The 23,028-nt window shown below is 43.8% G+C and carries 16 protein-coding genes and 1 pseudogene; 4 read left to right on the top strand and 13 right to left on the bottom strand.

What is annotated here, in order from left to right; translation table 11 throughout:
- Positions 1–16: 16 nt before the first annotated feature.
- The 13 genes from wbjC to I3X05_RS01110 all read right to left on the bottom strand — a co-directional run bounded on the left by wbjC (position 17) and on the right by I3X05_RS01110 (position 14,915).
- Positions 17–1,123 carry a UDP-2-acetamido-2,6-beta-L-arabino-hexul-4-ose reductase gene (wbjC, locus tag I3X05_RS01170; protein WP_337970906.1) on the bottom strand — a complete coding sequence of 369 codons (1,107 nt, stop codon included), beginning with the start codon at positions 1,121–1,123 and terminating at the stop codon, positions 17–19.
- Positions 1,123–2,160 carry a polysaccharide biosynthesis protein gene (locus tag I3X05_RS01165; protein WP_337970905.1) on the bottom strand — a complete coding sequence of 346 codons (1,038 nt, stop codon included), beginning with the start codon at positions 2,158–2,160 and terminating at the stop codon, positions 1,123–1,125. The genes wbjC and I3X05_RS01165 overlap by 1 nt, the downstream gene beginning before the upstream one ends.
- Before the next feature lie 8 nt (positions 2,161–2,168).
- Positions 2,169–3,392, bottom strand: a complete 1,224-nt coding sequence (locus I3X05_RS01160; RefSeq protein ID WP_337970904.1) for a glycosyltransferase family 4 protein — start codon at positions 3,390–3,392, stop codon at positions 2,169–2,171.
- The gene (locus I3X05_RS01155; protein ID WP_337970903.1) at positions 3,389–4,669 is read right to left on the bottom strand and encodes a hypothetical protein; all 1,281 of its coding nucleotides are present in this window, start codon (positions 4,667–4,669) and stop codon (positions 3,389–3,391) included. The genes I3X05_RS01160 and I3X05_RS01155 overlap by 4 nt, the downstream gene beginning before the upstream one ends.
- A 3-nt stretch (positions 4,670–4,672) precedes the next feature.
- Positions 4,673–5,737: a hypothetical protein gene (locus I3X05_RS01150; RefSeq protein WP_337970902.1), complete on the bottom strand. Its 1,065-nt coding sequence runs from the start codon at positions 5,735–5,737 to the stop codon at positions 4,673–4,675.
- Between the two features lie 58 nt (positions 5,738–5,795).
- Positions 5,796–6,359 (bottom strand): acyltransferase, encoded by a 564-nt coding sequence (locus I3X05_RS01145; protein WP_337970901.1) that lies wholly within the window; start codon positions 6,357–6,359, stop codon positions 5,796–5,798.
- A gap of 2 nt (positions 6,360–6,361) precedes the next feature.
- The gene (locus tag I3X05_RS01140) at positions 6,362–7,687 is read right to left on the bottom strand and encodes an oligosaccharide flippase family protein (RefSeq protein WP_337970900.1); all 1,326 of its coding nucleotides are present in this window, start codon (positions 7,685–7,687) and stop codon (positions 6,362–6,364) included.
- A 5-nt stretch (positions 7,688–7,692) separates the two neighbouring features.
- Positions 7,693–8,982, bottom strand: coding sequence for a UDP-N-acetyl-D-mannosamine dehydrogenase (gene wecC / locus I3X05_RS01135; RefSeq protein ID WP_337970899.1), 1,290 nt, complete (start codon positions 8,980–8,982; stop codon positions 7,693–7,695).
- Positions 8,983–9,097: 115 nt separating this feature from the next.
- Positions 9,098–10,222: a non-hydrolyzing UDP-N-acetylglucosamine 2-epimerase gene (wecB, locus tag I3X05_RS01130; RefSeq protein ID WP_337970898.1), complete on the bottom strand. Its 1,125-nt coding sequence runs from the start codon at positions 10,220–10,222 to the stop codon at positions 9,098–9,100.
- An 81-nt stretch (positions 10,223–10,303) separates the two neighbouring features.
- Positions 10,304–12,475: a polysaccharide biosynthesis tyrosine autokinase gene (locus I3X05_RS01125; RefSeq protein WP_337970897.1), complete on the bottom strand. Its 2,172-nt coding sequence runs from the start codon at positions 12,473–12,475 to the stop codon at positions 10,304–10,306.
- A 156-nt stretch (positions 12,476–12,631) separates the two neighbouring features.
- Positions 12,632–13,072 (bottom strand): low molecular weight protein-tyrosine-phosphatase, encoded by a 441-nt coding sequence (locus tag I3X05_RS01120; RefSeq protein WP_045572438.1) that lies wholly within the window; start codon positions 13,070–13,072, stop codon positions 12,632–12,634.
- Between the two features lie 165 nt (positions 13,073–13,237).
- Positions 13,238–13,609 carry a four helix bundle protein gene (locus I3X05_RS01115; RefSeq protein WP_045572437.1) on the bottom strand — a complete coding sequence of 124 codons (372 nt, stop codon included), beginning with the start codon at positions 13,607–13,609 and terminating at the stop codon, positions 13,238–13,240.
- Positions 13,610–13,781: 172 nt separating this feature from the next.
- A complete protein-coding gene (locus tag I3X05_RS01110; RefSeq protein ID WP_045572436.1) occupies positions 13,782–14,915 on the bottom strand; it encodes a polysaccharide export protein in 1,134 nt (377 codons plus the stop codon).
- Positions 14,916–15,587: 672 nt separating this feature from the next.
- Between I3X05_RS01110 and I3X05_RS01105 the strand changes: the two genes are divergently transcribed.
- The 4 genes and pseudogenes from I3X05_RS01105 (at position 15,588) to I3X05_RS01090 (ending at position 22,685) form a co-directional block, all read left to right on the top strand.
- Positions 15,588–17,156, top strand: coding sequence for an IS1182 family transposase (locus I3X05_RS01105; protein ID WP_045569236.1), 1,569 nt, complete (start codon positions 15,588–15,590; stop codon positions 17,154–17,156).
- A gap of 169 nt (positions 17,157–17,325) precedes the next feature.
- A pseudogene (locus I3X05_RS01100) lies at positions 17,326–18,898 on the top strand (transposase).
- Between the two features lie 681 nt (positions 18,899–19,579).
- Positions 19,580–20,521: an excinuclease ATPase subunit gene (locus I3X05_RS01095; RefSeq protein WP_193167851.1), complete on the top strand. Its 942-nt coding sequence runs from the start codon at positions 19,580–19,582 to the stop codon at positions 20,519–20,521.
- Between the two features lie 91 nt (positions 20,522–20,612).
- Complete coding sequence (locus I3X05_RS01090) at positions 20,613–22,685, top strand: YjbH domain-containing protein (RefSeq protein WP_193277861.1); 2,073 nt, start codon at positions 20,613–20,615, stop codon at positions 22,683–22,685.
- Positions 22,686–23,028: the final 343 nt, after the last annotated feature.

Below are 23,028 nucleotides of genomic sequence, written 5' to 3'. Positions count from 1 at the left end.
TTTAATTTCTCTTGAATCAAGACAATGGACGGGCAAACGTATCGGGTGCTTCACGGTCGAAAATCTCATTAGCCCATAGCATTACGATCATTTCTTCATCACCGATATTGGTGATGTCATGAGACCAGCCAGGAACCGTTTCAACAATTTGCGGTGAACTGCCATCGGTATAAAGTTCATAACGCTCACCAGTAGCGATATGCTCAAATTTAAATAATGCCTTGCCTTTCAGCACCAAAAATTTTTCATTTTTACTATGGTGATAATGGCCACCACGAGTGATACCAGGATGAGCAGTAAAGAAGGAAAATTGACCCGCTTGCTTGGTTTTCAACATTTCGCTAAAGACACCGCGCTCATCACCATAACTGGGAATGGAATAGCTAAATTGTGCTGGTGTCATGTAGCTAAGGTAAGTCGAGTAGAGAGCTCGAGTTAAACCAGTACCAACATTTTCAGTGACAAGATTGTCTCTGCTTGCTTTAAAAGCACGCAACAGTTCAGCGACCTGACCGACTGTGGTCGGATATTCTGGTGTTACGCTCTTATAACCGCTCTCTGCGCAACCTTCTAGCAATGAAATTAAATGGGCACAAACATCATCAATGTAAACCAAGGTTACTGGCGCACTCGGATCGTTTATCGTGATTTCAAGATCGTTTAGTGTGTTGTAACAAAAGGTGGCGACAAAGGAGTTGTAATTAGGGCGACACCATTTACCAAAAACGTTAGGAAAGCGGTAAATGAAGTACGGTGCTTGTGTTTGCTGACCATACTGCTCAACCGCTTGCTCGGCCAAACGCTTACTTTGTCCGTAGGCATTGTCTCGCTCTGCCTGTGTAGAAGAGCTCACCACCAGAGGGACTTTTTTTCCGTTCAGCGTAAGCTGCTCAACAATAAAACTCGTTAAATCTGCATTACCTTGCTGAAACTCTACTTCATCTTTTGGACGGTTGATACCAGCCAAGTGATAGACGAATTCAGCCGTCGAAAGAACTTGAGATAATTGCTCACGCGATGTTTCGCGATCCACTTCGACGACATCTTGATAGCCATGCTCACGAAGCATAATACAGAGGTTTTTGCCAATAAAACCTTTGGCACCAGTGACGACAATTTTCATTACACACCTTCAGGAACGTTAAGGCTGCCCGCCTCAATATCAGCGATAAAATCTAGCTTGTGAAGCAGTTTCACCATGCCTTGCACATCTAAACGATCGGTATTATGGGAGTTATAATCTTCAATCACAGAAAGATCTTTCTCGCCTTCTTCGTTGTATTTCGAGTAGTTTAAATCACGGTTATCCGAAGGAATACGATAGTAGCCGCCTTGATCTTCGGCGACAAACATCTCTTCACGGCTACACAATGCTTCATAGAGTTTTTCGCCATGGCGAGTACCAATCACATTCACTGGGTGATTCGGCTTATCGGCAATTTGCAATAGTGCTTTTACCAACACATCGATGGTTGCAGCAGGCGCTTTTTGCACAAAAATGTCACCATTTGTGCCATGTTCAAAGGCGTGTAAAACCAGATCAACCGCGTCATTCAGCGTCATCATAAAACGGGTCATGTTCGGGTCGGTAACCGTTAGAGGTTGCCCATTGATAATTTGACGCAAGAAAAGAGGGATGACCGAACCGCGAGACGCCATTACGTTACCATAGCGAGTTGCTGATATTACGGTTTTCTCTGGGTCAACATTGCGAGATTTCGCAACAATCACCTTTTCCATCATCGCCTTAGAGATTCCCATTGCATTGATTGGATAAACCGCTTTATCTGTACTTAAGCAAACCACGCGCTTGACTTCGTTTTGAATCGCCGCTTCAAGTACATTTTCAGTACCCAACACATTGGTTTTCACCGCTTCCATTGGGTGAAATTCGCAAGATGGCACTTGCTTAAGTGCTGCTGCATGATAAATATAATCAACACCACGAGTTGCATTTAGAATACTTTGATAATCGCGAACATCACCGATGTAGAATTTTAGTTTATTGCTGTTGTATTTTTTCCGCATATCGTCTTGTTTTTTTTCATCACGAGAAAAAATACGGATTTCTTTAATTTCGGTTTCTAAAAAACGATCTAGTACAGCATTACCAAATGAGCCTGTGCCACCAGTAATTAATAAAACTTTTTGAGAAAACATAAATCGCCCTATACTTTTTTACTTTTCAAAACGTGGTTTTCTATCAATTCGATTTCTTTATTAGATCTAACATCCCAGTCACTTGTAAGCTCCTTTGAAAGAGATATAATATTTTCACGGCAACTGTTATATTTTTCAGGATTATTTAAAATGTCTTTTAGTACTATAACGACATCCTCGTCATTATCAACTAACACGCCATTTTCCCGATTTTTTATGTAGCACCTAACATCATAGTCATTTTTGACGATCATAAGCGCACCGGAAGCCATCATTTCATGGAAAACACTCGTTATATTACATACGTCATACAAGCTCAATGATGCCAATGCAAGCTTGTTATACATAAATATTTCCTTTTTACTGATAGAACCCAAAAAGTGGCATTGTTCAATCACACCTAGAGTGTTTGCAAGTTCAATGACTTCTTTATAATATCTGTCACCTAAAGTATCAAACGGGCCAGCGAAGTACGCATGTAGAATTATCCCCTCATCTTTTAACCTATTTAAAACACTTACTATTCGATCCTGCCTCTTCCAATCATCAAAACGCGCACAGTAAAAAATAAAAGGTTTATTTCTAGCTACCATTCCCGAAAAAGAACTGAGATCTCTATCAGTTAAAGAAGGCCTAGACACACCGTTTTTCCAATAATGAAAATCGTACGGTAACCTATTCTTTGGGAAAATCTTTCTGACGACCTTATCAGCACCGGAGCCATCATTAGTAGCAAGTAAAAAAGACTTTTCTTTTGTAAAACTTAGGTATTCAACGAGATGCTTTACTGCCACCCGAAAATGCCCAAATTTTTCTATCTTACTCCAGAGAAACGTGCCATATAGACGCTGACCAAAAGGAATACCCTTTTTAACAACTATGCTTCTAGCAACCGCAGGGGAAGAACCATGTGCATATACAAAGTCATAGTTGCCGGAATCCAATATCTCTCCGACAAGACGTCTATACTGATAAATACTCTTTACTTTTTTAAACAAAGAAAGTTCATACTTAAAAAACGCTACGATATTTATTTTTGAAACCCATTCAGCTTCTATATTGAGTGGCCGCAACTCATCAGTATAAATAACGATCATATCAACCTCATGCCCTTTTTCAACAAGAGCCTTAAGAGGATATGAGAATGAAGGTAAGCCTGTAATTTCTCTCTGCCCATCATATAACATTTCTTCAAAGCCAAACCAAGCTGGTGTCAAGTAAAGCACTTTCATTTTACTAATCCTTTATTTAAAACTCTAAACCTATTCAAATTTTGGCCATATAAAAAAGAAGAAAAGCACACAAAAAATATAGAATGCGGCAGGTCCGAGAACAAAAAATGAGCTAACACAAAAAGCAAAGCAACCCTGCCGAAGTTATCTGCCTTTCGCAACAAATAGCCATAAATAAAAATAACGATTGCAAATCCGATCATTCCTGAACCTACTAGGAATACACCTAATGAATTTGTCCAAGCGAAACCTAATTCAGCTTCATAAGCATTCTCTATGCCTTGATAAAAAACATAGCTTGAATAATTTCCATAGCCAATACCGAAAATCATATCGATATAATCTAAACTACTGAAAACAACTAAAGGCCTAATCATGCGAACATATAGCGAAGATGCATCAGAAAAGTCTAAAACCCTTTGAACACCTAGATAGAAAATATCAGTTGAAAACAGTAACAGAACTAAAGCTGAAATAAATAAGACAAATACTGATATACCTATGAAAAATTTATTAAAGCTTACGGATTCGAATAAAATCTTATAAAGCAGTAGCGCGACTATAAAAACGATGACAAAAAAACCTGTGCCGGAAGCACTTAACAGTAAAGATAAAGTGAATAAAAGCGATAAGAATACTTTGGAATTTTTATTAAAAAAACGCCCTCCATCATAGAAAAGCACAACCAAAAAAGCAAAACCGATAAACTGACTAAAGTGCGCAGGTTCAGAAAATAAACCAGAAAATCTAAACCCAAATTTCTCAAAGATATAGTCTTGCTCCGTAATGAGTCTCTGACCATGTTGCACAGTAAGAAATGGGAGCGACCAAGGCAGTGAAATCTTAAAAAACTTATATGTGAAAAATTGAAGTAAACCATATAATGAATTTGAAGCAGCTACAAAAACAAGAATTTTCGCAGCAAAATCTCTCACAAAGTAGCTCTTTGAAAGAACAGCCAAAATAACAAAATAAAAAAACAACCTAAATGAAGTTGTTAGGCTCAATGTTAACAACATATAGCTTTCTGCATTGTACTTAATGAGACTTAAAACTAACAAATAGAAAACAAGCACTACAACTAAAAACAGCAATGGTAAATCTACATTAGTTCTCCGCAATGTAGCAGCCAGTAGCGCCAAAATTAAAAAAAATTCTGGGAATAACAAAATAGGCACGAAAAGCGAGTATTGAAGGAACATAGGAGATAGGGCAATCACAACCGTAACGAAATTAAAAAATTGGCTGTGCTTATATAATCTAATTGAACGACCCATACTTTAAGAACACCCAACAAACTTAAGAATAGATTTTCTAAAACATGCATTTTCATCCAAAACCAACTTAAAAAATTCATACCTCCCTTTTTCGTATAAAGATAAGTCGAATGAGGAAATACGGCTGAAAAAGTCATCAAAAAAATCATCCAAACTACAAAATACCATGCCCAAATTATACTTAAGAACTATATCAGACAAATAACTGCCTTCTAAAACTAGTAAAGGGACCCCGTATAAAACACTATTGTATAAGCGATTAGACATGCACGTATTATTATTAATAGAATCAGGACTCATAAACATGTTTATAAAATCAGATTTCAAATATAGTTCGCGTTCCTCGCTTGGATAATATCGCCCCGTAACGTTTATATTTAAATTAGGATGTTTCACAGCTAAATTTGTTAGCTCATCATTAATAACACCATCACCATGAAAATTAAACCGCAAATAAGAGAGGGATTTCTTAGCTGCCTGAGTCAATAGTTCTCTATTAATAGCTATATCTTTTAATGAACCAATACATGATATCGAAATAGTATTTCTATTGAAAATTGGGTCACTCTTTACTCTTAATGGAGGTAGTTCAGTCTTACTTGTGTTGTGATTTATAATATAGCTTATATTATTTGGCAACCATTTTAAAAAACCACCGGACGATATAACACTCAAAGCTGAATTACTGAGGAGATTACCAAAATTATAAAAAATGCAGAGCAACCTATGATGATCCCTTATATCGATAACAAACATGTCTCTATAATTTTTAACTAAAAACCTAGAAAGAAAAAACGCCAAAGGTATACCAAAAACAATGAGCTTCGTAAACCCATGTTTTTTTATTAACCGCCTAACATATATCGAGTAATTAAAATAGTCGTAAAATCCTCTTTGATGACCAATCTTTCCATCTTTGTACACTAATGGGCCTTCACGCTCTTCACTTAATCTATCCCAGCATAGAACGTCATATTGAATACCATTAGATATTAGTACTTCTATATAGTTTTTCAAATATGGCATCTGTGAAGTATTAGCTGGACATACTAATAATAACTTAGTCACTCCGTGCCTCTTATAGAATCTTGAACACTCAGCCGACATGGTAGAATAGACCACAAGCTTAGGTATTCAAATTTTTAATAACTTTAGCTGGTGTACCGCCCAGAATAACACTTCCTTCTGGATAACTCTTTGTCACTACTGAACCCGCAGCAACAACTGAATTAGGTCCTAGTACTACACCAGGTAAAATAACCGAGTTCATTCCTACCCAACATTTTTCGCCTAAGACAATATCTTCCCCATCAACATGATTATCCAAATCGCCAAATAAATGATTCGCAGTAATAATACCAACATTGGGAGCTATGTATGATCCTTTACCAATATAAATTTTTGCCTTAAAGTTCTGATAATACGTACCTGGAACCTGAAATATGTGCAAGTCGTCAGGGTGAAAAATGATATTATCTGGGTTTGATACTATACAACCTGAGTGAACTGGTAATTTTGACGGTTTAGCCAACCTCAATATATTTCTATACCAAATAGTTTTGATTGCCCACCCATATCCAATATAACTTTCTTCAAAATATCGGCCAGCTATATATTTCCTATCAATAAAAAAACAAATAAAACGTAGAACAAATGGAGCGCACATTCTACGAAAAAGATTTTTAAACATAATTAAAAGACCGCTAAGATGTGATTAATAAATAACGCTCCAAATAACCAAGCGAAAGGAATGTAGACTACTTTCATAAACGACTTTATTATATTGCCCATTGAGTTACCACCAACCTGAGAAAAAATATAAAAGCAAACCATATAAAAAAGTGTGTTAGCAAATACAAATGACTCAATCACATACAGACCTTTTATCGCAGCTACTGTGATACAAAAAATCTTTAAAGAAAAACCAAATATAGTGAGTCGCATAAATAAGTTTTGTTTTCCAGTTACATACATCACAGGTGAAATCGGTGAAGCTAGAAACTGAAATAAAAACCAAGGTGACATCGTTGTAATATAAACACCCACCACTTCCCAATCCTGACCTAGAGCCTTTCCAACAATATTCTGAGCAACAACGGCAATAAATATAATTGGGCCGACACCAATTTTAAAAGTAGACTCACTGACTTTCAAGGTCAAACTAGATAGGGTGCCTTCCTTATAGTTTTCAGAAGCTTGAGAGTAGAACACTTGGGATATAGAGTTTCCTAGCAAAGCCATGGGAGCTTGAATTATACGCATGGCTAGGAATAAAAAAGCTGTCTCAGCCACTCCAATACTTGAGGCTATAATAAGAACTGGAATTTGAATACCAGCAGTATTTGCAAATGACTCAACAACTGAGTATTTTGGAAATCTAATGTTTTGGTAAAATATTTCTTTTGATTTTTCAAATTTCACAAAACTTTTAAAATCCAGATCTTCCAAAAGCCTTTTTTTTAAGTAAAAAGCACCGGCTCCTAGATTAAAAATATATCCGAGCAACAACATAATTGCACCAAACCCAAATAGACCACCAAAGATTTGTATAAAGGCACAACTTATTGACTGCCGGAGCCTAGACTTCGAAATTAACGAGAATTCCTTTTCTCTTACAGCATAATTATTAATCGCTAAATAGACTCCACCGAGTAATATTCCGACAGGAATAAGAAAAACTAATTTTCCTAATCCACCAAGCAGCTCTGGAAATATGAAATAAATAGCAAAACAAAATATCAAACAAATAATAACGTTAAAAGTAACCAGCTGAATACAAAGAACTAAAACGCTTCTAGCTTCCACCTCAAACTTTTGAATAGGTATCGCCATTTCCATTCGTAAACAAGAAACTGTTAGCAAAATAGAAGTGGTTGCTGTAAATATCGCTAACATCCCTAGTTCTTCTGGAGAATATATCCGCGTAAGAATAGGTAATATTGATAAGGTTATTGCTTGGGCTGCTGCAGTACCACTTAATAGTACTGCAACTGATTTGTAGAAATTACTTGTTTTCAAAAGTTTTACCTAATACAAACAAGCCCTTTAGTATCCACAATTACTGGACACATCTTAAATTGGTTGCGGCGCTCTTTGAAATCATCATGATCAACTAAAACAACCGCGATATCTACACTTGCGAAAGACTGCTCTAGCTCAACTAATTTTGAATTTTTACTATTTACAGTGCTTGGTAGTGCACTAATATTAGGCTCTACTAAAAGCACCGGCCCAGCATGCAACGCAATAACCTTTTCTGCGATGTTCAGCGCGGGGCTCTCTCGTAAATCATCAATATTGGGCTTGAATGCTAGTCCATAGCAAGCAATCGTAGTATCTTTTGTGGTTTTACTTGGATTAGCTTGTAAAAAGTCAGCAATAGCTAGCTTAACTTTATTAATTACCCATTCAGGTTTTGAATCATTCACTTTACGAGCAGTGTGGATGATTTGTGCTTCTTCTGGTGTTTTTGACACAATAAACCAAGGGTCTACCGCAATACAGTGGCCGCCCACACCAGGGCCAGGCTGGAGAATGTTTACTCGTGGGTGACGATTTGCTAGTGCGATTAGCTCCCATACGTTGATGTCTAGCTTGTCACAGATGATAGATAGCTCGTTGGCAAAGGCGATTTGTACATCACGGGAGCTGTTCTCGGTCAGTTTAGCCATTTCCGCGGTACGCGCATTGGTAATTACGCATTCACCTTGAACAAAAGTTTTATAGAGTTCCACTGCACGCGTTGAACACTTAGCTGTTAAGCCACCAATTACTCGGTCGTTTTCAACTAGCTCACGCACCACATGGCCAGGTAAAACGCGCTCTGGGCAGTGTGCAATATTTACATCCGCTTCTTCAGCGTGTGTTTGCGGGAAGGTAATATCAGAGCGCGCTTCAGCAAGCCATGCGGCCATTTGCTCGGTTGCACCAACAGGAGAGGTCGATTCTAAAATCACCAAGTCGCCTTTTTTCAGTACAGGAGCAATCGCTTTACTCGCGGCTTCAATGTAAGAGAGATCCGGTGCTGGAATATCGCCCTCTACACAAGGTAAGAATGGCGTTGGCACGGCAATCAAAAAGGCATCGGCCGCTTCTGGTGTGGTAGTTGCTTTTAAATAGCCGCCGCTGACTGCTGCATGCACCATCATATCGAGATCTGGCTCTACAATATGAATCTTGCCTTGATTAATGGTATCAACAGCATGTTGGTTAACATCCACACCAATCACTTTCTTTTTACGTGATGCAAACATCGCCGCAGTAGGTAAACCGATATAGCCTAAGCCGATTACTGAAATGGTTTCAAAAGACATTTTTACGAGTCCTAAAAATATATATAAATTTAGTTCTAGGTTTTAGCTCTTCCTAGAACCTGCTCTTCCTAGAACCTAGGGCCTGCTCTTCCTGGTTCTAGGAGATATTTAAAAGTTACTTGCACAAGGAATCTAGAATTCTCTGGCACGCTTTACCATCACCGTATGGGTTATGAGCAAAGCTCATCGCTTGATAGGCTTCAGTATCGGTCAGCAAGGTGTTTAGGTTGGAGACGATTTTTTCTACATCTGTTCCCACTAATTTAACTGTTCCTGCAGCCACCGCTTCTGGCCGTTCGGTGGTATCACGCATCACCAACACGGGTTTGCCAAGGGATGGAGCCTCTTCTTGAATACCGCCGGAATCGGTGAGAATAATGTGCGCTCGGTCCATTAAGTAGATAAAGGGTAAGTACTGTTGCGGCTCAATCAGCAGCACATTTTCCACACTACCTAGAATACGATTAACGGGTTCACGCACGTTAGGGTTTAGGTGCATAGGGTAGAGAATTTGCACCTCGGGGTGCTGTTTCGCTGTTTTTGCTAGAGCTTCACAGATACGCTCAAAACCACCGCCAAAGCTTTCGCGTCGATGACCTGTCACTAAAATGAGTTTTTTGCTTTCATCTAAGTAAGGGAACTGTGCTGCTAAGGTTGCTTTTAGATCGGCATCTTGTTCTATTTTTTCTTTCACCATCAGCAGCGCATCAATCACCGTATTACCCGTGATGAAAATATTCTCTGGCGCGTAATTCTCTTGCAGCAAATTTTGCTTGGAAGTTTCCGTTGGTGCAAAATGATATGTGGTTAACGCCCCCGTGAGCTTACGGTTGGCTTCCTCTGGCCATGGCGAGTAGATGTTTCCGGTGCGCAGCCCCGCCTCAACATGACCAACAGCAATTTGCTCATAATAGGCGGCAAGGCTGGCTGCAAACGTTGTTGCTGTGTCTCCGTGAACGAGCACGACATCGGGTTTAAATTCCTGTAAAACAGGCTTTAACTCTAACAGAATTCGCGCAGTCACTTCATTGAGCGTTTGACCTGCTTTCATCAGGTTTAGATCGTAGTCCGGCGTAATTTCGAACAGCTCTAATACTTGGTCGAGCATTTCACGATGCTGAGCAGTTACACAGACTTTAGCTTCAAAACGCTCATCTGCCGCCAAAGCGTGGACTAACGGCGCCATTTTAATCGCTTCTGGACGGGTGCCAAAAACGGTAAGAACTTTTTTCTTTGACATACTACTAACCAACAAAAAATTTAAGTATTTGGTTTCATTAAATAGGAAGGACTGAAGCTATTTATTGGCCCTCCCTGTGATTTAGGCTTTCTTACTCTCACCATAGCTGTAGTTGTAATAACCATAGCCGTAGTAACTTGATGCACGTTTCTCGGTGGCATTCAGAATTACGCCTTTCACCTCAATGCCCGCTTGCTCAAAGCGGTTACGTGCCACTTCAATCTCTTTCACTGTATTTTGCCCAAAGCGTGCCACCATCAGCGTGGTGCCTGCGAGTGAGCCAACAATACTTGGGTCGGTCACCGCCAGTACTGGCGGGGTATCGATAATCACTAAGTCATAGTTTTCACTCGCCCACTCCACCAACTGTTTAAAGCGCGGGTGCATTAAAAGCTCTGATGGGTTAGGTGGCACTTGGCCGCGGGTGATAATATCGAGGTTATCCACTTTGACGTGTTGCACGGCAGTCGCGGTATCGATCTTGCCCGCTAGGTAATCCGAGAGGCCATTTTCCCACTTAAGGCCAAAACATTGCTGCAAATAGCCTTTGCGCATATCGGCATCTACCAATAGTACTTTTTGCCCCGTTTTCGCCGCCACGGCGGCAAAGTTAGTGGAGATAAAGGATTTACCAATGCCCGGTGCGGGGCCAGAGATCATCAGCACGTTGTTTTTCGCTTCCAGCATGGCAAAGTGTAAGCTGGTGCGCAGGCCGCGCAGCGCTTCGATGGAAAGGTCCGCCGGGTTACTCTCTGAAAGCAGCGCCAAGTCTTTGTTGTGTTTGCCTTTGCGCTTGAGTTTTTCGGCTAAAGCTAATTGCAGGGTTGATTTTGGCACACTGGCGTACACAGAAAGGCCAATCTGCTCGATTTGATCGGGTGTTTCAACTCCGCGGTGCAATGCGGCTTTAACTAGCACAAACGCCACACTGAGCATGCCGCCCAGCAAGGTGGCTAGCACCGCAATCTGTGGTTTTTTCGGTTTGATTGGTTTGATAAAGGTTTGCGCTTCATCCAAAATGCGCACATTGCCCACCGTGCCTGCTTTGATGATGCTCAGCTCTTGCACTTTATTGAGTAGCTGAATGTAGATCTGCTGGTTCACTTCCACATCACGTGTCATACGCAGCACTTCACGCTGGGTTTTCGGCAGCTTTTGTACTTGCTGGTTTAAACGCTCGCGCTCTTTAAGTAGCGTTTCACGTTTATCGAGTAGCGAAATATAAGCCGGGTGATCTTTGGTAAAGCGCTGGCTAATTTCACTCTCTTTAAAAGTCAGTTCGTTGAGCTGCGCTTCAAGCTTCACCATCACATCCAAGGTCGACTTGGCTTCTAGGCCGAGATCGATAGAGTCGTTCTCTTGGCGAAAACGGTTTAAGCTGTCTTCGGCGGCGGTGAGGCTGTCTTTAATATCCGGTAGGTGGCCTTTTAAAAAGGTCAGGCTTTTTTCCGCTTCCGCAGAATTGCGCTCAACGTTTTGTAAAAAGTAGGTTTGGCTAATGTGGTTGAGGATCTCACTAATTTGCTTGCGGTTTTCGCCTTCAAAGCTCAGTTGTAAAATCCCGGTCTGCTTGCCGCGCTCAGAAATGGAGAGATTTTGTTTTAACCATTCAATCGCCTCTAAACGGTTGCGCTGGCCAATGGCAAACTCTTGCCCAGTGTGAGAACGCAGCTCGGTAACAAACAGTTCATAACCGTCGTTTTTCGCCAGCTCGCCCGCTTTACCTTGCAGTACTACAGTGTCATCTTCACGCACAAGCTGGTAGCTTTGCTGCGCTTCATCGGTCACCACTAGGGTATGACTCATCCCCTGCGCGTAATCGGGCACTTGGTAGCGGCTCACCTCAATCTGGTTTACCTTACCAGCCATACGCGCGAGGCCCTTGCCGACTAGCGGGAAGTACTTCGCCTCTATAACGGTGGTGAGGTTAAATTTATCCACCGTGTCGCCCAAAATCATGCGCGATTTGATAATTTCAATTTCAGTGGTGGCGGAAGATTCCTGCGAGAACAGTTCGCCCATATCGCCCACCAAAGAGCTAATGCCACCGGAGCTTTTTTGCTCAATTTGCAGCAAGGCATCGGCTTTGTAGATCGGCGTAGAAAGCAGCGCCACCGCCACCCCACCGACCGCGAAGATAAAGGTAATGGCGAAGATGAACCATTTGGCATCCAATAAAATACCAAGCAGCTTGCCTAAATCGATTTCGTCAGAAGCGTTATCAACAGAAGGTCGAGTTTGTGGTGTTGTCATTGTCTCGTAAATTTCCGGGTTGGTGGATTTTTGAATAAGGTTCTAGGTTCTAGGTTCTGGGTTCTAGGTTCTGGGTCCTAGGTTCTGGGTTCTAGATTTTGCTCTTCCTAGGAACTAGGGCCGCTTTTCCCCTAGGACCCGCTCTTAACCGCTCTTCTACAACTTCTTCGCCCAGGCTTGGGCAGCTTCGTCAATTAACTTGTAAGCGTAGTCAAAGGCTTCTTTACTTTGTCTGTATGGGTCGGGGATCTCTTTTTGCCCGATCCATTGGCCGAATAACATGGTTTTGCCGCGTGCTTCTGGTGCCATTTGCGTCAGCGCTTCCATATGGCTTTTTTCCATCACTAAGATGAGATCATACTGGCTGCATAGCTGCGGGGTTAACTGTTGAGAGTGATGGTTTTCCACATCCACCCCGTGCTCGGCCGCGACTTCGATCGCCATGGGATCGGCTGGCTTACCGACTAAACGGCTTTTTTCCGCAGCAATGCCCGCAGAAGCAATGGTTTTATGCGGCAGTAACTTTTGCAACACACGCTCCCCAGTAGGAGAACGGCAGATGTTACCGACACAAACGACTAGAATTTTGTTAAACATGTTTCCTCAGGTTGCTAGGTAAGAGCAGTTTTCTAGATTGCTAGGGAAGAGAAGGTTGCTAGGAAGAGAAGGTTGCTAGGTTACTAGGTAAGAGCAGTTTGCTAGGCTTTTGCTCTTTCTCTTTTCCTAGTCCCTAGAAAACTCGCTCCTGCTTTTCCGCCCTTCCTAGAAATATTCGGCGCTATCTTCTTTCACATGCTGAGAAAGAAATTTAATGTAGCCGCCAATCATTCGACCTACTTCTAATATTTCTGACTCTAGTTCCAACCCATTTTCCGAGTGGATGTAACCCAAATCAGTTGCTAGAGAAATCTGTGTTGCCAACTCAGCGCAAGAACCTTTAGCAATATAAAGAAAACGAATGTTGTCTTTATAACTACCTCTTTCAGAGCCTTCTGCAATATTTGATGGAACAGAAACTGCAGCACGCGAAATTTGATCTTTTAAGCCATAATCTCGGCAACTTTTAAGTAAGCTGTAAACTTGCAAAACAACTTGATAGCTACGTCTCCAAATTTCCAGCTCTTTATAACGCATGATTTTCCTTTTTTCCTAGGTTGCTAGGAAGAGAAGGTTGCTAGATTACTAGGTAAGAGCAGTTTGCTAGGCTTTTGCTCTTTCTCTTTTCCTAGTCCCTAGAAAACTCGCTCCTGCTCTTTCTTCCTCGTCCCTGCTCTTCCCTCGTCCCTTTAAAATGCTTCGCATTTTCTTACGGCCAAGTTTTCACCCTTAACGCGCCTTCGGTTAGGTTGTTAAAGCCAGTGATGGTTGGCAGTAGCTGGCCGATCAAACGGTTCCAGCGGGTGATTGGCGCGGCGGTGACGTACACAATGTCATACGGTTTGAGGTCAAACTCAGTGCCGATGACTAAAGCAGAGGCGTCTTTGATATTGAGTTGGTAGATGTCGGCCATGCGCTCGGATTTGTTGTCTGAAGTGCGGATAACAAACACGCCAGTTGCGTCGGCAGAGAGCTCGTTAATACCGCCGACACTGCTGAGGGCTTCGGTCAGGCTCATGCCGGAGCGATCCATCTTCAGCAGTTTGGGATCTTTTACTTCGCCCATCACAAACACTTTTTGTCCGTCGTTGCGCGGCACGTGGACGATGTCGCCCGGTTGCAATAAGCGGTTTTGTGTGAGATCGCCACGCTGCATCAGCGCATAAAGGGAGATTTGTTGCTCTTCACCGTTGCGCGTTAGGGTCACATTGCGCCAATCGGCGTCTTGCGCTAGGCCGCCAGCGCGGTTAACCGCATCCAGCAGGGTGAGCGGGATATTGGTGATCGGCTGTTGGCCTGGGCTGGAAACTTCCCCTGTGATGTAGGCTTTTTTCGAGCGAAACGCGGCAACGTTAACATCCACCTGAGGGCTTTCGATAAATTTCGCTAAGCGCTTGGCGATATCGGCACGTACTTCACGCACGGTTTTACCCGCCACCTCGACAGTACCAATATAAGGATAGAAAATGGTGCCATCAGCATGAACCCAGTTACCTGCCTCTTCGGCGCTACGGTAAGAGCCGGCAGGAATGGTCAGTTCGGGGTGGTCCCAAATGGTCACGTTGAGAATGTCACCGGGGCCAATTTGGTATTCGTAACGCGCAAGCTGGCTATCAAGCTCAGGGTTAGCACGAGAAACCGAAGGCGGCGTGGTGAGGTAGGTCGAGATGGTTTGCGTTGTCAGCGGGTAGAGATTCACCATTTGCGAGAGATCGTTTTCTTCGCTCTGATTGGTTTCAACGCGCGTTTTGTTGTCGATGGGGAGGTGAGAGCCGGGTACGGTACATCCAGCAAGCAAGACAGGTAGCAAGGTTGCTAACAGAAGTTTTCTTTTTAGTTCCATGTAAGCCAAATCATCATAATGCCAGAGTGATTAACCGCACTCTTGGGTGAACACAAAGTGGTTTTGATTTCCGGAGTAGCTAGCCTTTGCTAGGCTCAGGTATTCAATATAGTTAAACACGCTTCCATGATCGCACTTAACTATATTTCATAGTCTGATTTTATAGTCTGTTTACACAGCCCCGGTTTTAAAACCCGATATTCCGTTATTTTTCATTCTGTTATTTACGCTGTCTAATGCCTAATCAGGGATTGAAAACAGCGTCAGTTGTTTGTACACACCAAGACAAGTTCATTGTTAACGCTTTGAAATTAAACATCTATTTAATCAGAGCATCACAGTTTAGGCACGCTACCGCCCGTTGGTGTATACGCACAACCACACAGCGCATGATGAATTTGCCGCCGGATAAGAAACCAAACGACAAATTACTGACGTTTCATGACAGTTGTTAGGATTCTGTCATGATTAATAATATTTATGGCGGCTTATTATCCATATTGTGGCGTACAGCACAAATTGTTTTTTTGGGGAAGGGGGGAGAGCAGGGACTAGGGACTAGGGACTAGGGACTAGGGACTAGAGCACCGATCAGTTTAAAAAACATACAGTGACTTTAGCCCCAAAACATGATCAAATACACAGTATTGTTAACTCATGAACTGATTGATTATGTCTAATTCTAGAAACTGGGCACCACCTACTGCTCTTTCAAAAAAAGAGCAGTTTATTTGCCAAAAGTTAAAGCAGACTGGCAAGCTATTTGTGTTCTTGCGAACCAATCGTCATCTCATTATTAATGATGAGATTAATCAGAAGCTTATGTCAATGTATGCTGACCACCCAAGAGGAAAGCCTGCTGTTCCGGCCGCTCTTTTAGCTATGGCAACGATTCTCCAAGCATACGAGCAAAAGTCGGATGCCGGAGCGACGTTAGAAGCCATGTTTGACCAACGTTGGCAAATGGTACTGGACTGTCTAGGTAGCGAGGAATCGCCATTTTCACAAGGAACCTTATGTGATTTTCGTCATCGTTTAATTGCGAACGATATGGACGTGGTTTTACTTGAACATACCGTAAATGTCGCTCGTGAAGTGGGAGGCTTCAGCCATGTTCAGCTTAGAGTGGCCCTAGACTCAGCGCCATTACAGGGCGCAGGTCGAGTTGAAGATACATTCAACTTAGTCGGTCATGCTCTTGAATTAGTCGTCAATTGTGCTGCACAAATCAAGATGATCTCAGAAGAAGAACTTATCGAAGAATGTGGTCTACAACTGGTAGGAAAAAGCAGTGTCAAAGCGGCGTTAGACATTGATTGGTCAGATAAAAACGAGAAGCATCAAGCCGTTGAAACCTTGCAAAATGATGTTGACGCTCTGAAGCATTGGTTAGAAAAACAACCCTCCGCCTTTATTAAACATAAAGGGCTGGAAGAGAGCCTCACTTTACTTGAAAAGGTTTTGGAGCAGAATATTGACCCCGACCCGGACGGAAATGGACCTAAAGTAAAAGAGGGTTCGGTGCCGGATAGGCAAATCTCTATCTCAGACTCAACAATGCGCCATGGGCGAAAATCAAGCTCAAGGACGATTAGCGGGTTTAAGCAACATATTGCTGTCGACTTAGACAACAAGCTAATATTAGCGACCTGTGTCCGTCCTGCCAACGAACCGGAGCACAAGGCGTCGGAGTACTTAAAACCCAAAGTCAATGTTTACGGTGAAGTTAAACAAATTCAAATAGATAGGGGTTATTTAGCTGCTCACTGGACAACGGAGCTGTACGAAGCTGGGAAAGAGGTCGTTGCAAAACCATGGACACCGCCGTCCAAAAAAGTACTGACTAAAAACGCCTTCCAAATAGACTTGGTTGAAGGTTGTGTCACATGTCCTGCAGGGAAAGTGGCCATGATAAAGTCTGGAAAAGTAACGCAAGCCCGTTTTAAATCAACGGAATGCAAAGCTTGTCCGAAGAAATCAGATTGTACGACATCAGAGAAAGGTCGAAAAATTAAAATACACGAGCAGGAAGTGATGCTGCAAAAACTTCAGAAGTACGTAAGTACTTCTCAAGGTCGGGCTGATGCTAGAGAGCGGGTCAAAGTAGAGCACTCTCTAGCATCAATCTGCAACCGCAAAGGTCCTAGAGCAAGGTACCGAGGCTTGCGGCTAAATGAATATGATTTAAACAGAACGGCAGTCATTACCAACTTGCATATAGCGATGGGTTTAGCTGCTTAAAATTTAAACTATATGGTGCTCTAGGGACTAGGGACTAGGGACTAGGGACTAGGGACTAGGGACTAGGGACTAGGGACTAGAGCACCGATCAGTTTAAAAATCACACAGTGACTTTAGACCCAAAACATGATCAAATACACAGTATTATTAACTTATCAACTGATGGATTATGTCTAATTCTAGAAACTGGGAACCACCTACTGCTCTTTCCAAAAAAGAGCAGTTTATTTGCAAAAAGTTAAAACAGACCGGAAAACTGTTTGTGTTCTTACGCACCAATCGTCATCTCATCATTAATGAAGAGATTAATCATAAGCTTATGGCGATGTATGCTGACCACCCACGAGGAAAGCCTGCTGTTCCGGCCGCTCTTTTAGCTATGGCAACGATTCTCCAAGCATACGAGCAAAAATCGGATGCGGGAGCGACATTAGAAGCGATGTTTGACCAACGTTGGCAAATGGTATTGGACTGCCTAGGCAGCGAGGAATCGCCATTTTCACAAGGTACCTTATGTGATTTTCGTCATCGTTTAATTGCGAACGATATGGATGTAGTTTTACTTGAACATACCGTAAATGTCGCTCGTGAAGTGGGAGGTTTTAGTCATGTTCAGCTCAGAGTGGCCCTAGACTCAGCCCCACTACAGGGCGCTGGGCGAGTTGAAGACACGTTCAATTTAGTGGGACATGCTCTTGAATTAGTCGTCAATTGTGCTGCACAAATCAAGATGATCTCAGAAGAAGAACTTATCGAAGAATGTGGTCTACAACTGGTAGGAAAAAGCAGTGTCAAAGCGGCGTTAGACATTGATTGGTCAGATAAAAACGAGAAGCATCAAGCCGTTGAAACCTTGCAAAATGATGTTGACGCTCTGAAGCATTGGTTAGAAAAACAACCCTCCGCCTTTATTAAACATAAAGGGCTGGAAGAGAGCCTCACTTTACTTGAAAAGGTTTTGGAGCAGAATATTGACCCCGACCCGGACGGAAATGGACCTAAAGTAAAAGAGGGTTCGGTGCCGGATAGGCAAATCTCTATCTCAGACTCAACAATGCGCCATGGGCGAAAATCAAGCTCAAGGACGATTAGCGGGTTTAAGCAACATATTGCTGTCGACTTAGACAACAAGCTAATATTAGCGACCTGTGTCCGTCCTGCCAACGAACCGGAGCACAAGGCGTCGGAGTACTTAAAACCCAAAGTCAATGCTTACGGTGAAGTTAAACAAATTCAAATAGATAGGGGTTATTTAGCTGCTCACTGGACAACGGAGCTGTACGAAGCTGGGAAAGAGGTCGTTGCAAAACCATGGACACCGCCGTCCAAGAGAGCACTGAGTAAAAACGCCTTCCAAATTGACTTGGTTGAAGGTTGTGTCATGTGCCCGGCAGGCAGGGAAAGTTGCCATGATAAAGTCTGGAAAAGTAGCGCAAGCCCGTTTTAAATCAACGGAATGCAACGCTTGTCCGAAGAAAGCAGATTGTACGACATCAGAGAAAGGTCGAAAAATTAAAATACACGAGCAGGAAGCGATGCTGCAAAAACTTCAGAAGTACGTAAGTACGTCTCAAGGTCGGGCTGATGCTAGAGAGCGGGTCAAAGTAGAGCACTCTCTAGCATCAATCTGCAACCGCAAAGGTCCTAGAGCAAGGTACCGAGGCTTGCGGCTAAATGAATATGATTTAAACAGAACGGCAGCCATTACCAACTTGCATATAGCGATGGGTTTAGCTGCTTAAAATTCAAACTATATGGTGCTCTAGGGACTAGGGACTAGGAAGAGCAAGGGCGGAAGAGAAGGTCCTGGGAAAGCAATAGCGGAAGAGAGGGAAAAGAAGGTTCTAGGTTCTGGGCCCTGGGTCCTGGGAAAGCAAGAGCGGAAGAGAGGGAAAAGAAGGTCCTGGGTTCTGGGCACTGGGTTCTGGGAAGAGCAAAAGCAGGTAAAGCAGGAAACGAGTTTTCTAGAAGCTAGGTTACGAGGGCAAGCAAAAGCGGAAAAGCAGGACCGCTCTTCCTGCTCTTCCCTGCTCTTCCCTGCTCTTCCTAGTTCCTAGCAACCTTCTTTTCCCCGCTTTTCTCCCAGGAACCAGGGCCGCCCTCGCCCTTCCCAGGACCGCTCTTACCCGCTTTTCTCGCTCTTCCCTGCTCTTCCCTGCTCTTCCTAGTTCCTAGCAACCTTCTTTTCCCCGCTTTTCTCCCAGGAACCAGGGCCGCCCTCGCCCTTCCCAGGACCGCTCTTACCCGCTTTTCTCGCTCTTCCCCGCTCTTCCTAGCACCTAGTACCTTTCCTTTCCCTTTCCTCCCCCCCCTTTTCTATGAATTTTTCTTGACGTAGAATTTGCTCAGTATTTACACATTGTTAATATAACGCTATGCTTGAGGTTGCGTTTGGATCCAATTAAAACAACCGGAGCTTAATTTTGAAAACTAAACTACTAACAGCGTGTGTGGCTGCAGCTTTGCTTGCAGGTTGCGGCAGTGATGGCAAAGATCCTGTTAAGCAAGTACAGGCTTACGATGGTGCTATCTGGGGGATTCCAGGCACTTACTCTTGTGCAGATGGTACTTCTGGCCCAATTCCACGTACAAACTACGATGGCTTTGCCAATATTCCAGGTGCCGTTGATTCCCAAGTGATCAGCGACCCAGCTCAATGTACTTTCTCTTTCGGCTTAACTGACGCGCAGAAAGCAGACCCTAGTTTCGTTGTAACAGACACCTCCAACGGTAAAAACATGAAAAATGTTTCTTACTCGGTACCACGTGGTTTTGCGACTGCAGGCACTAAAGTGACTGCTTCTCCGCTCACAACCTTTATTGCTCTAGAACTGGGCAACGAACCTTACACTCCAGAGAAAGCAAAAGCGTCACTAGCAAAACTAGGCATCGATACTGATGCTCTAACAAATGACACTGGTGTCACCCTAGAGCAGCTTCTTTCAGATACTTCTACTGCTATCGAAACATTGAAAGCAAACCCAACGGTTGCTGACACGTACTCTAAAATTGTGGCAACAACTCACGTACTTTCTGACACTCTAGTGGCAAAAGAGTCTGCAACTAAAGAAATTACTGCCGACTCTCTAGCGGCTTCAGTAAGCAAGACTGTGACAGCGGTAACTACTGAGTTCCCTGACTATCCAAAGTCTAAAGATGGCACTAAAGAAGTTGTTATTAACCTCGTTAATGACATCAAAACCAGCATTGACAGTACTGGCGATGACGGCGTTGTTCCTGACGTAACTGTCGATGAAACCAAAGTGGATGATGCAGTTGTGCCACCAAAACCAGTTGACCCAACCCAGCCACCAACAGGTACTGGTACTGGTACTGGCGGTAACGGCGGTAGCACTGGCGATTAATTTCGGCTGAAACACGCTAGCTGCTAGCTAAAGGCACTCTTTGTGAGTGCCTTTTTGTTATCAAATGGACTCTTTTTTCTTAGGATACCCGATGAAGCTTAATCCTATTCGCTTGGCGATGCTGCTGGGTGGTTTACCTTTAAGCAGCGCCGCTCTTTGTGCGCCTTTATCTGTCACCTCAGCCAATCAGGCCTTTTCTGGCCTTGTTCTAACCCCCAACGCGCAAGTGATGCAAAGCGGCGATTTTAGTTACACCTTCGCCCAAGGCGTACCCTTTCGCGGCGAGATCGCTGAGCTGGATGTGCTGAAATTCTCCTTGGGCTTATTCCAAGGGCTAGAAGCCCATGGGCGGATTGTAACGAAAACCTACGATACCAATTTGTATGAGAACCCTAAAACGGGTGGGATTCGCGACCTCTCCGCTTCGTTTAAATATCAGATCCCCAACTTCTACCACCATGACAATCTCAAGCTGGCCTTTGGTATGCAAGATTGGGGCGGTGCGGCCAACAATTTTGAAACCAAATATGTGGTTGCCGACTACACCTTTGATGCGCTGCCTGTGCGTGCCAGCCTTGGCTATGGTTCTTCCACCTTAAACCCGCAAGTGATGAACGGCGCGTTTGGTGGCATTGAGTATCAACCTTTCGATTTCGTTCAGTTGCTCGGCGAATACGACAGCGTGGCCTACAATGCGATGGTCAAAGTGATGACGCCCGAGGATTTCCTCCCTTACGGCGTGAAAGCCTCGCTCGGTTATCAGCTTTACACCAGCCATGAAAAGAGTGAACAGCCACTATGGCAAACCCAAGTGAGTGTGCCGCTGGCGAGCAAATTTATCACCGAACCCACCAAAATCAGTGACCGCCTCACCCTGCAAGACAAACTGACCATCGCGCAACAACATGCGCAAAGCGCTTCGCTACAAGCACTAAAACAAGCGCTGCTGGACGAGGGCTTTTTGAATGTGCGCCTTGGCCGCCACGATGGGCAGTTGATTGTCACACTGGAAAACCGCCGTTATAACCAGAACCAAGTTGATGGCCTTGGTGTGGCATTGGGGATAGTGTCTAGCTACTACGGGCAAAGCGCGGCGGCAGAGCTCGAACTCACCAGCGACAAGTTCCAAGTGATCGCCCTGACCAATGGTATTGCGACCAGCAAAGTGAGTAGCTCGGCGCAGTGTTATCGCGATTTTCTGCGCGACAACATCGCCTGTCGCGATCTCGCCTTTGACACCAGCAACCCAGGTGAAGTGCTCGACGCCGCCGATTGGCAGGGCGAGCAACAAGCGTCCGGTTTTGGCCGCGTGCAACTGAGTTTGTCGCCAACACTGCGCTATGGCGTGGCGACCGAGTACGGGGTGTGGGATTACAGCTTAGCTTTAGCCAGCAATATTTACGCTCCCTTATGGAAAGGCGCCGCACTGGATATTCGCCATGTGACACCCGTGGCCAACAGTGATGACTACGAAGAAGGTGGCTACTGGCAAAATTCGGCCTTTGAGCGCGGGGTGGATCGCGTGGTGGCGCACCAAGCCTTCTCCCTACCTTATGGCTTTGCTTATCAATTGTCTCTTGGCCGCATTCGTACTGATTATGAAGGTTATACCCATGATCTCGCTTGGCACTCTCCGCAAGGTCACCATTCGCTTTCTTACCAGTACAGTGATTATGAGCATCGCGATATCAAAGGTCAGGAAAAGTCAGTCAGCTTGGCGGGTTACCACTACTCACGCCCCGAGTGGGATTGGCAATTGGATATTGTCGGCGGTGAGTTTTGGAACAGCGACAAAGGCTATGAGATCACCACCAATCATTGGTTTGGCGATTTCAACGTTTTCGCTCGTTACCTTAATAGCCAGTTCGAAGGCAAAGACAAAGAGCAGTTCTTAACGCTTGGTGTCGCCTTCCCGATTGATGTTTGGCGCGGCATGAAACCGGGTTACTTGCAAGTTCGCGGCATCGACCAGTTTGATTTCTCACTGCAAACCCGCATTCATGAGAAGCACAACTACATCAATAACGGCCTTGGCGGCGCAGTCAACTTCCAACACAGCTTGGAACGTCAATACCACAACCGTGGTCGCTATGGCGCTGGCTACCTCGAAAACCAACAAGTGCGTTTAAGAAATGCGTATTTGAGGTATTTGGATAGGGATTAAGAGCGGAAAAGAGGGTTCTGGGCCCTTGGTTCTAGGAAAGCGAAAGCGGAAGAGCAAGAGCGGAAAAATGGTCCTGGGTTCTGGGCCCTTGGTTCTAGGAAAGCGAAAGCGGAAGAGCAAGAGCGGAAAAATGGTCCTGGGTTCTGGGCCCTTGGTTCTAGGAAAGCGAAAGCGGAAGAGCAAGAGCGGAAAAATGGTCCTGGGTTCTGGGCCCTTGGTTCTAGGAAAGCAAGAGCGGAAGAAAAAGCGAGATTACTAGGGACTAGATTACTAGGGAAAGCAACAGAGGAAGAGAGGGTTCTAGGTTCTGGGTCCTGGGTCCTGGGAAATGCAAAAGCGGAAG

This window comes from Vibrio navarrensis (assembly GCF_015767675.1).
In the GTDB taxonomy this organism is placed as follows: domain Bacteria; phylum Pseudomonadota; class Gammaproteobacteria; order Enterobacterales; family Vibrionaceae; genus Vibrio.
The sequence above is the reverse complement of the archived record's forward strand: the minus strand, read 5'-3'. Positions and strand labels throughout refer to the sequence as shown.

Coding starts and splice junctions, on each gene's coding strand:
- wbjC (WP_337970906.1), bottom strand. CDS start 1,123: ATGAAAATTGTCGTCACTGGTGCCAAAGGTTTTATTGGCAAAAACCTC.
- I3X05_RS01165 (WP_337970905.1), bottom strand. CDS start 2,160: ATGTTTTCTCAAAAAGTTTTATTAATTACTGGTGGCACAGGCTCATTT.
- I3X05_RS01160 (WP_337970904.1), bottom strand. CDS start 3,392: ATGAAAGTGCTTTACTTGACACCAGCTTGGTTTGGCTTTGAAGAAATG.
- I3X05_RS01155 (WP_337970903.1), bottom strand. CDS start 4,669: ATGGGTCGTTCAATTAGATTATATAAGCACAGCCAATTTTTTAATTTC.
- I3X05_RS01145 (WP_337970901.1), bottom strand. CDS start 6,359: ATGTTTAAAAATCTTTTTCGTAGAATGTGCGCTCCATTTGTTCTACGT.
- wecC (WP_337970899.1), bottom strand. CDS start 8,982: ATGTCTTTTGAAACCATTTCAGTAATCGGCTTAGGCTATATCGGTTTA.
- wecB (WP_337970898.1), bottom strand. CDS start 10,222: ATGTCAAAGAAAAAAGTTCTTACCGTTTTTGGCACCCGTCCAGAAGCG.
- I3X05_RS01125 (WP_337970897.1), bottom strand. CDS start 12,475: ATGACAACACCACAAACTCGACCTTCTGTTGATAACGCTTCTGACGAA.
- I3X05_RS01120 (WP_045572438.1), bottom strand. CDS start 13,072: ATGTTTAACAAAATTCTAGTCGTTTGTGTCGGTAACATCTGCCGTTCT.
- I3X05_RS01115 (WP_045572437.1), bottom strand. CDS start 13,609: ATGCGTTATAAAGAGCTGGAAATTTGGAGACGTAGCTATCAAGTTGTT.
- I3X05_RS01110 (WP_045572436.1), bottom strand. CDS start 14,915: ATGGAACTAAAAAGAAAACTTCTGTTAGCAACCTTGCTACCTGTCTTG.
- I3X05_RS01105 (WP_045569236.1), top strand. CDS start 15,588: ATGTCTAATTCTAGAAACTGGGCACCACCTACTGCTCTTTCAAAAAAA.
- I3X05_RS01090 (WP_193277861.1), top strand. CDS start 20,613: ATGAAGCTTAATCCTATTCGCTTGGCGATGCTGCTGGGTGGTTTACCT.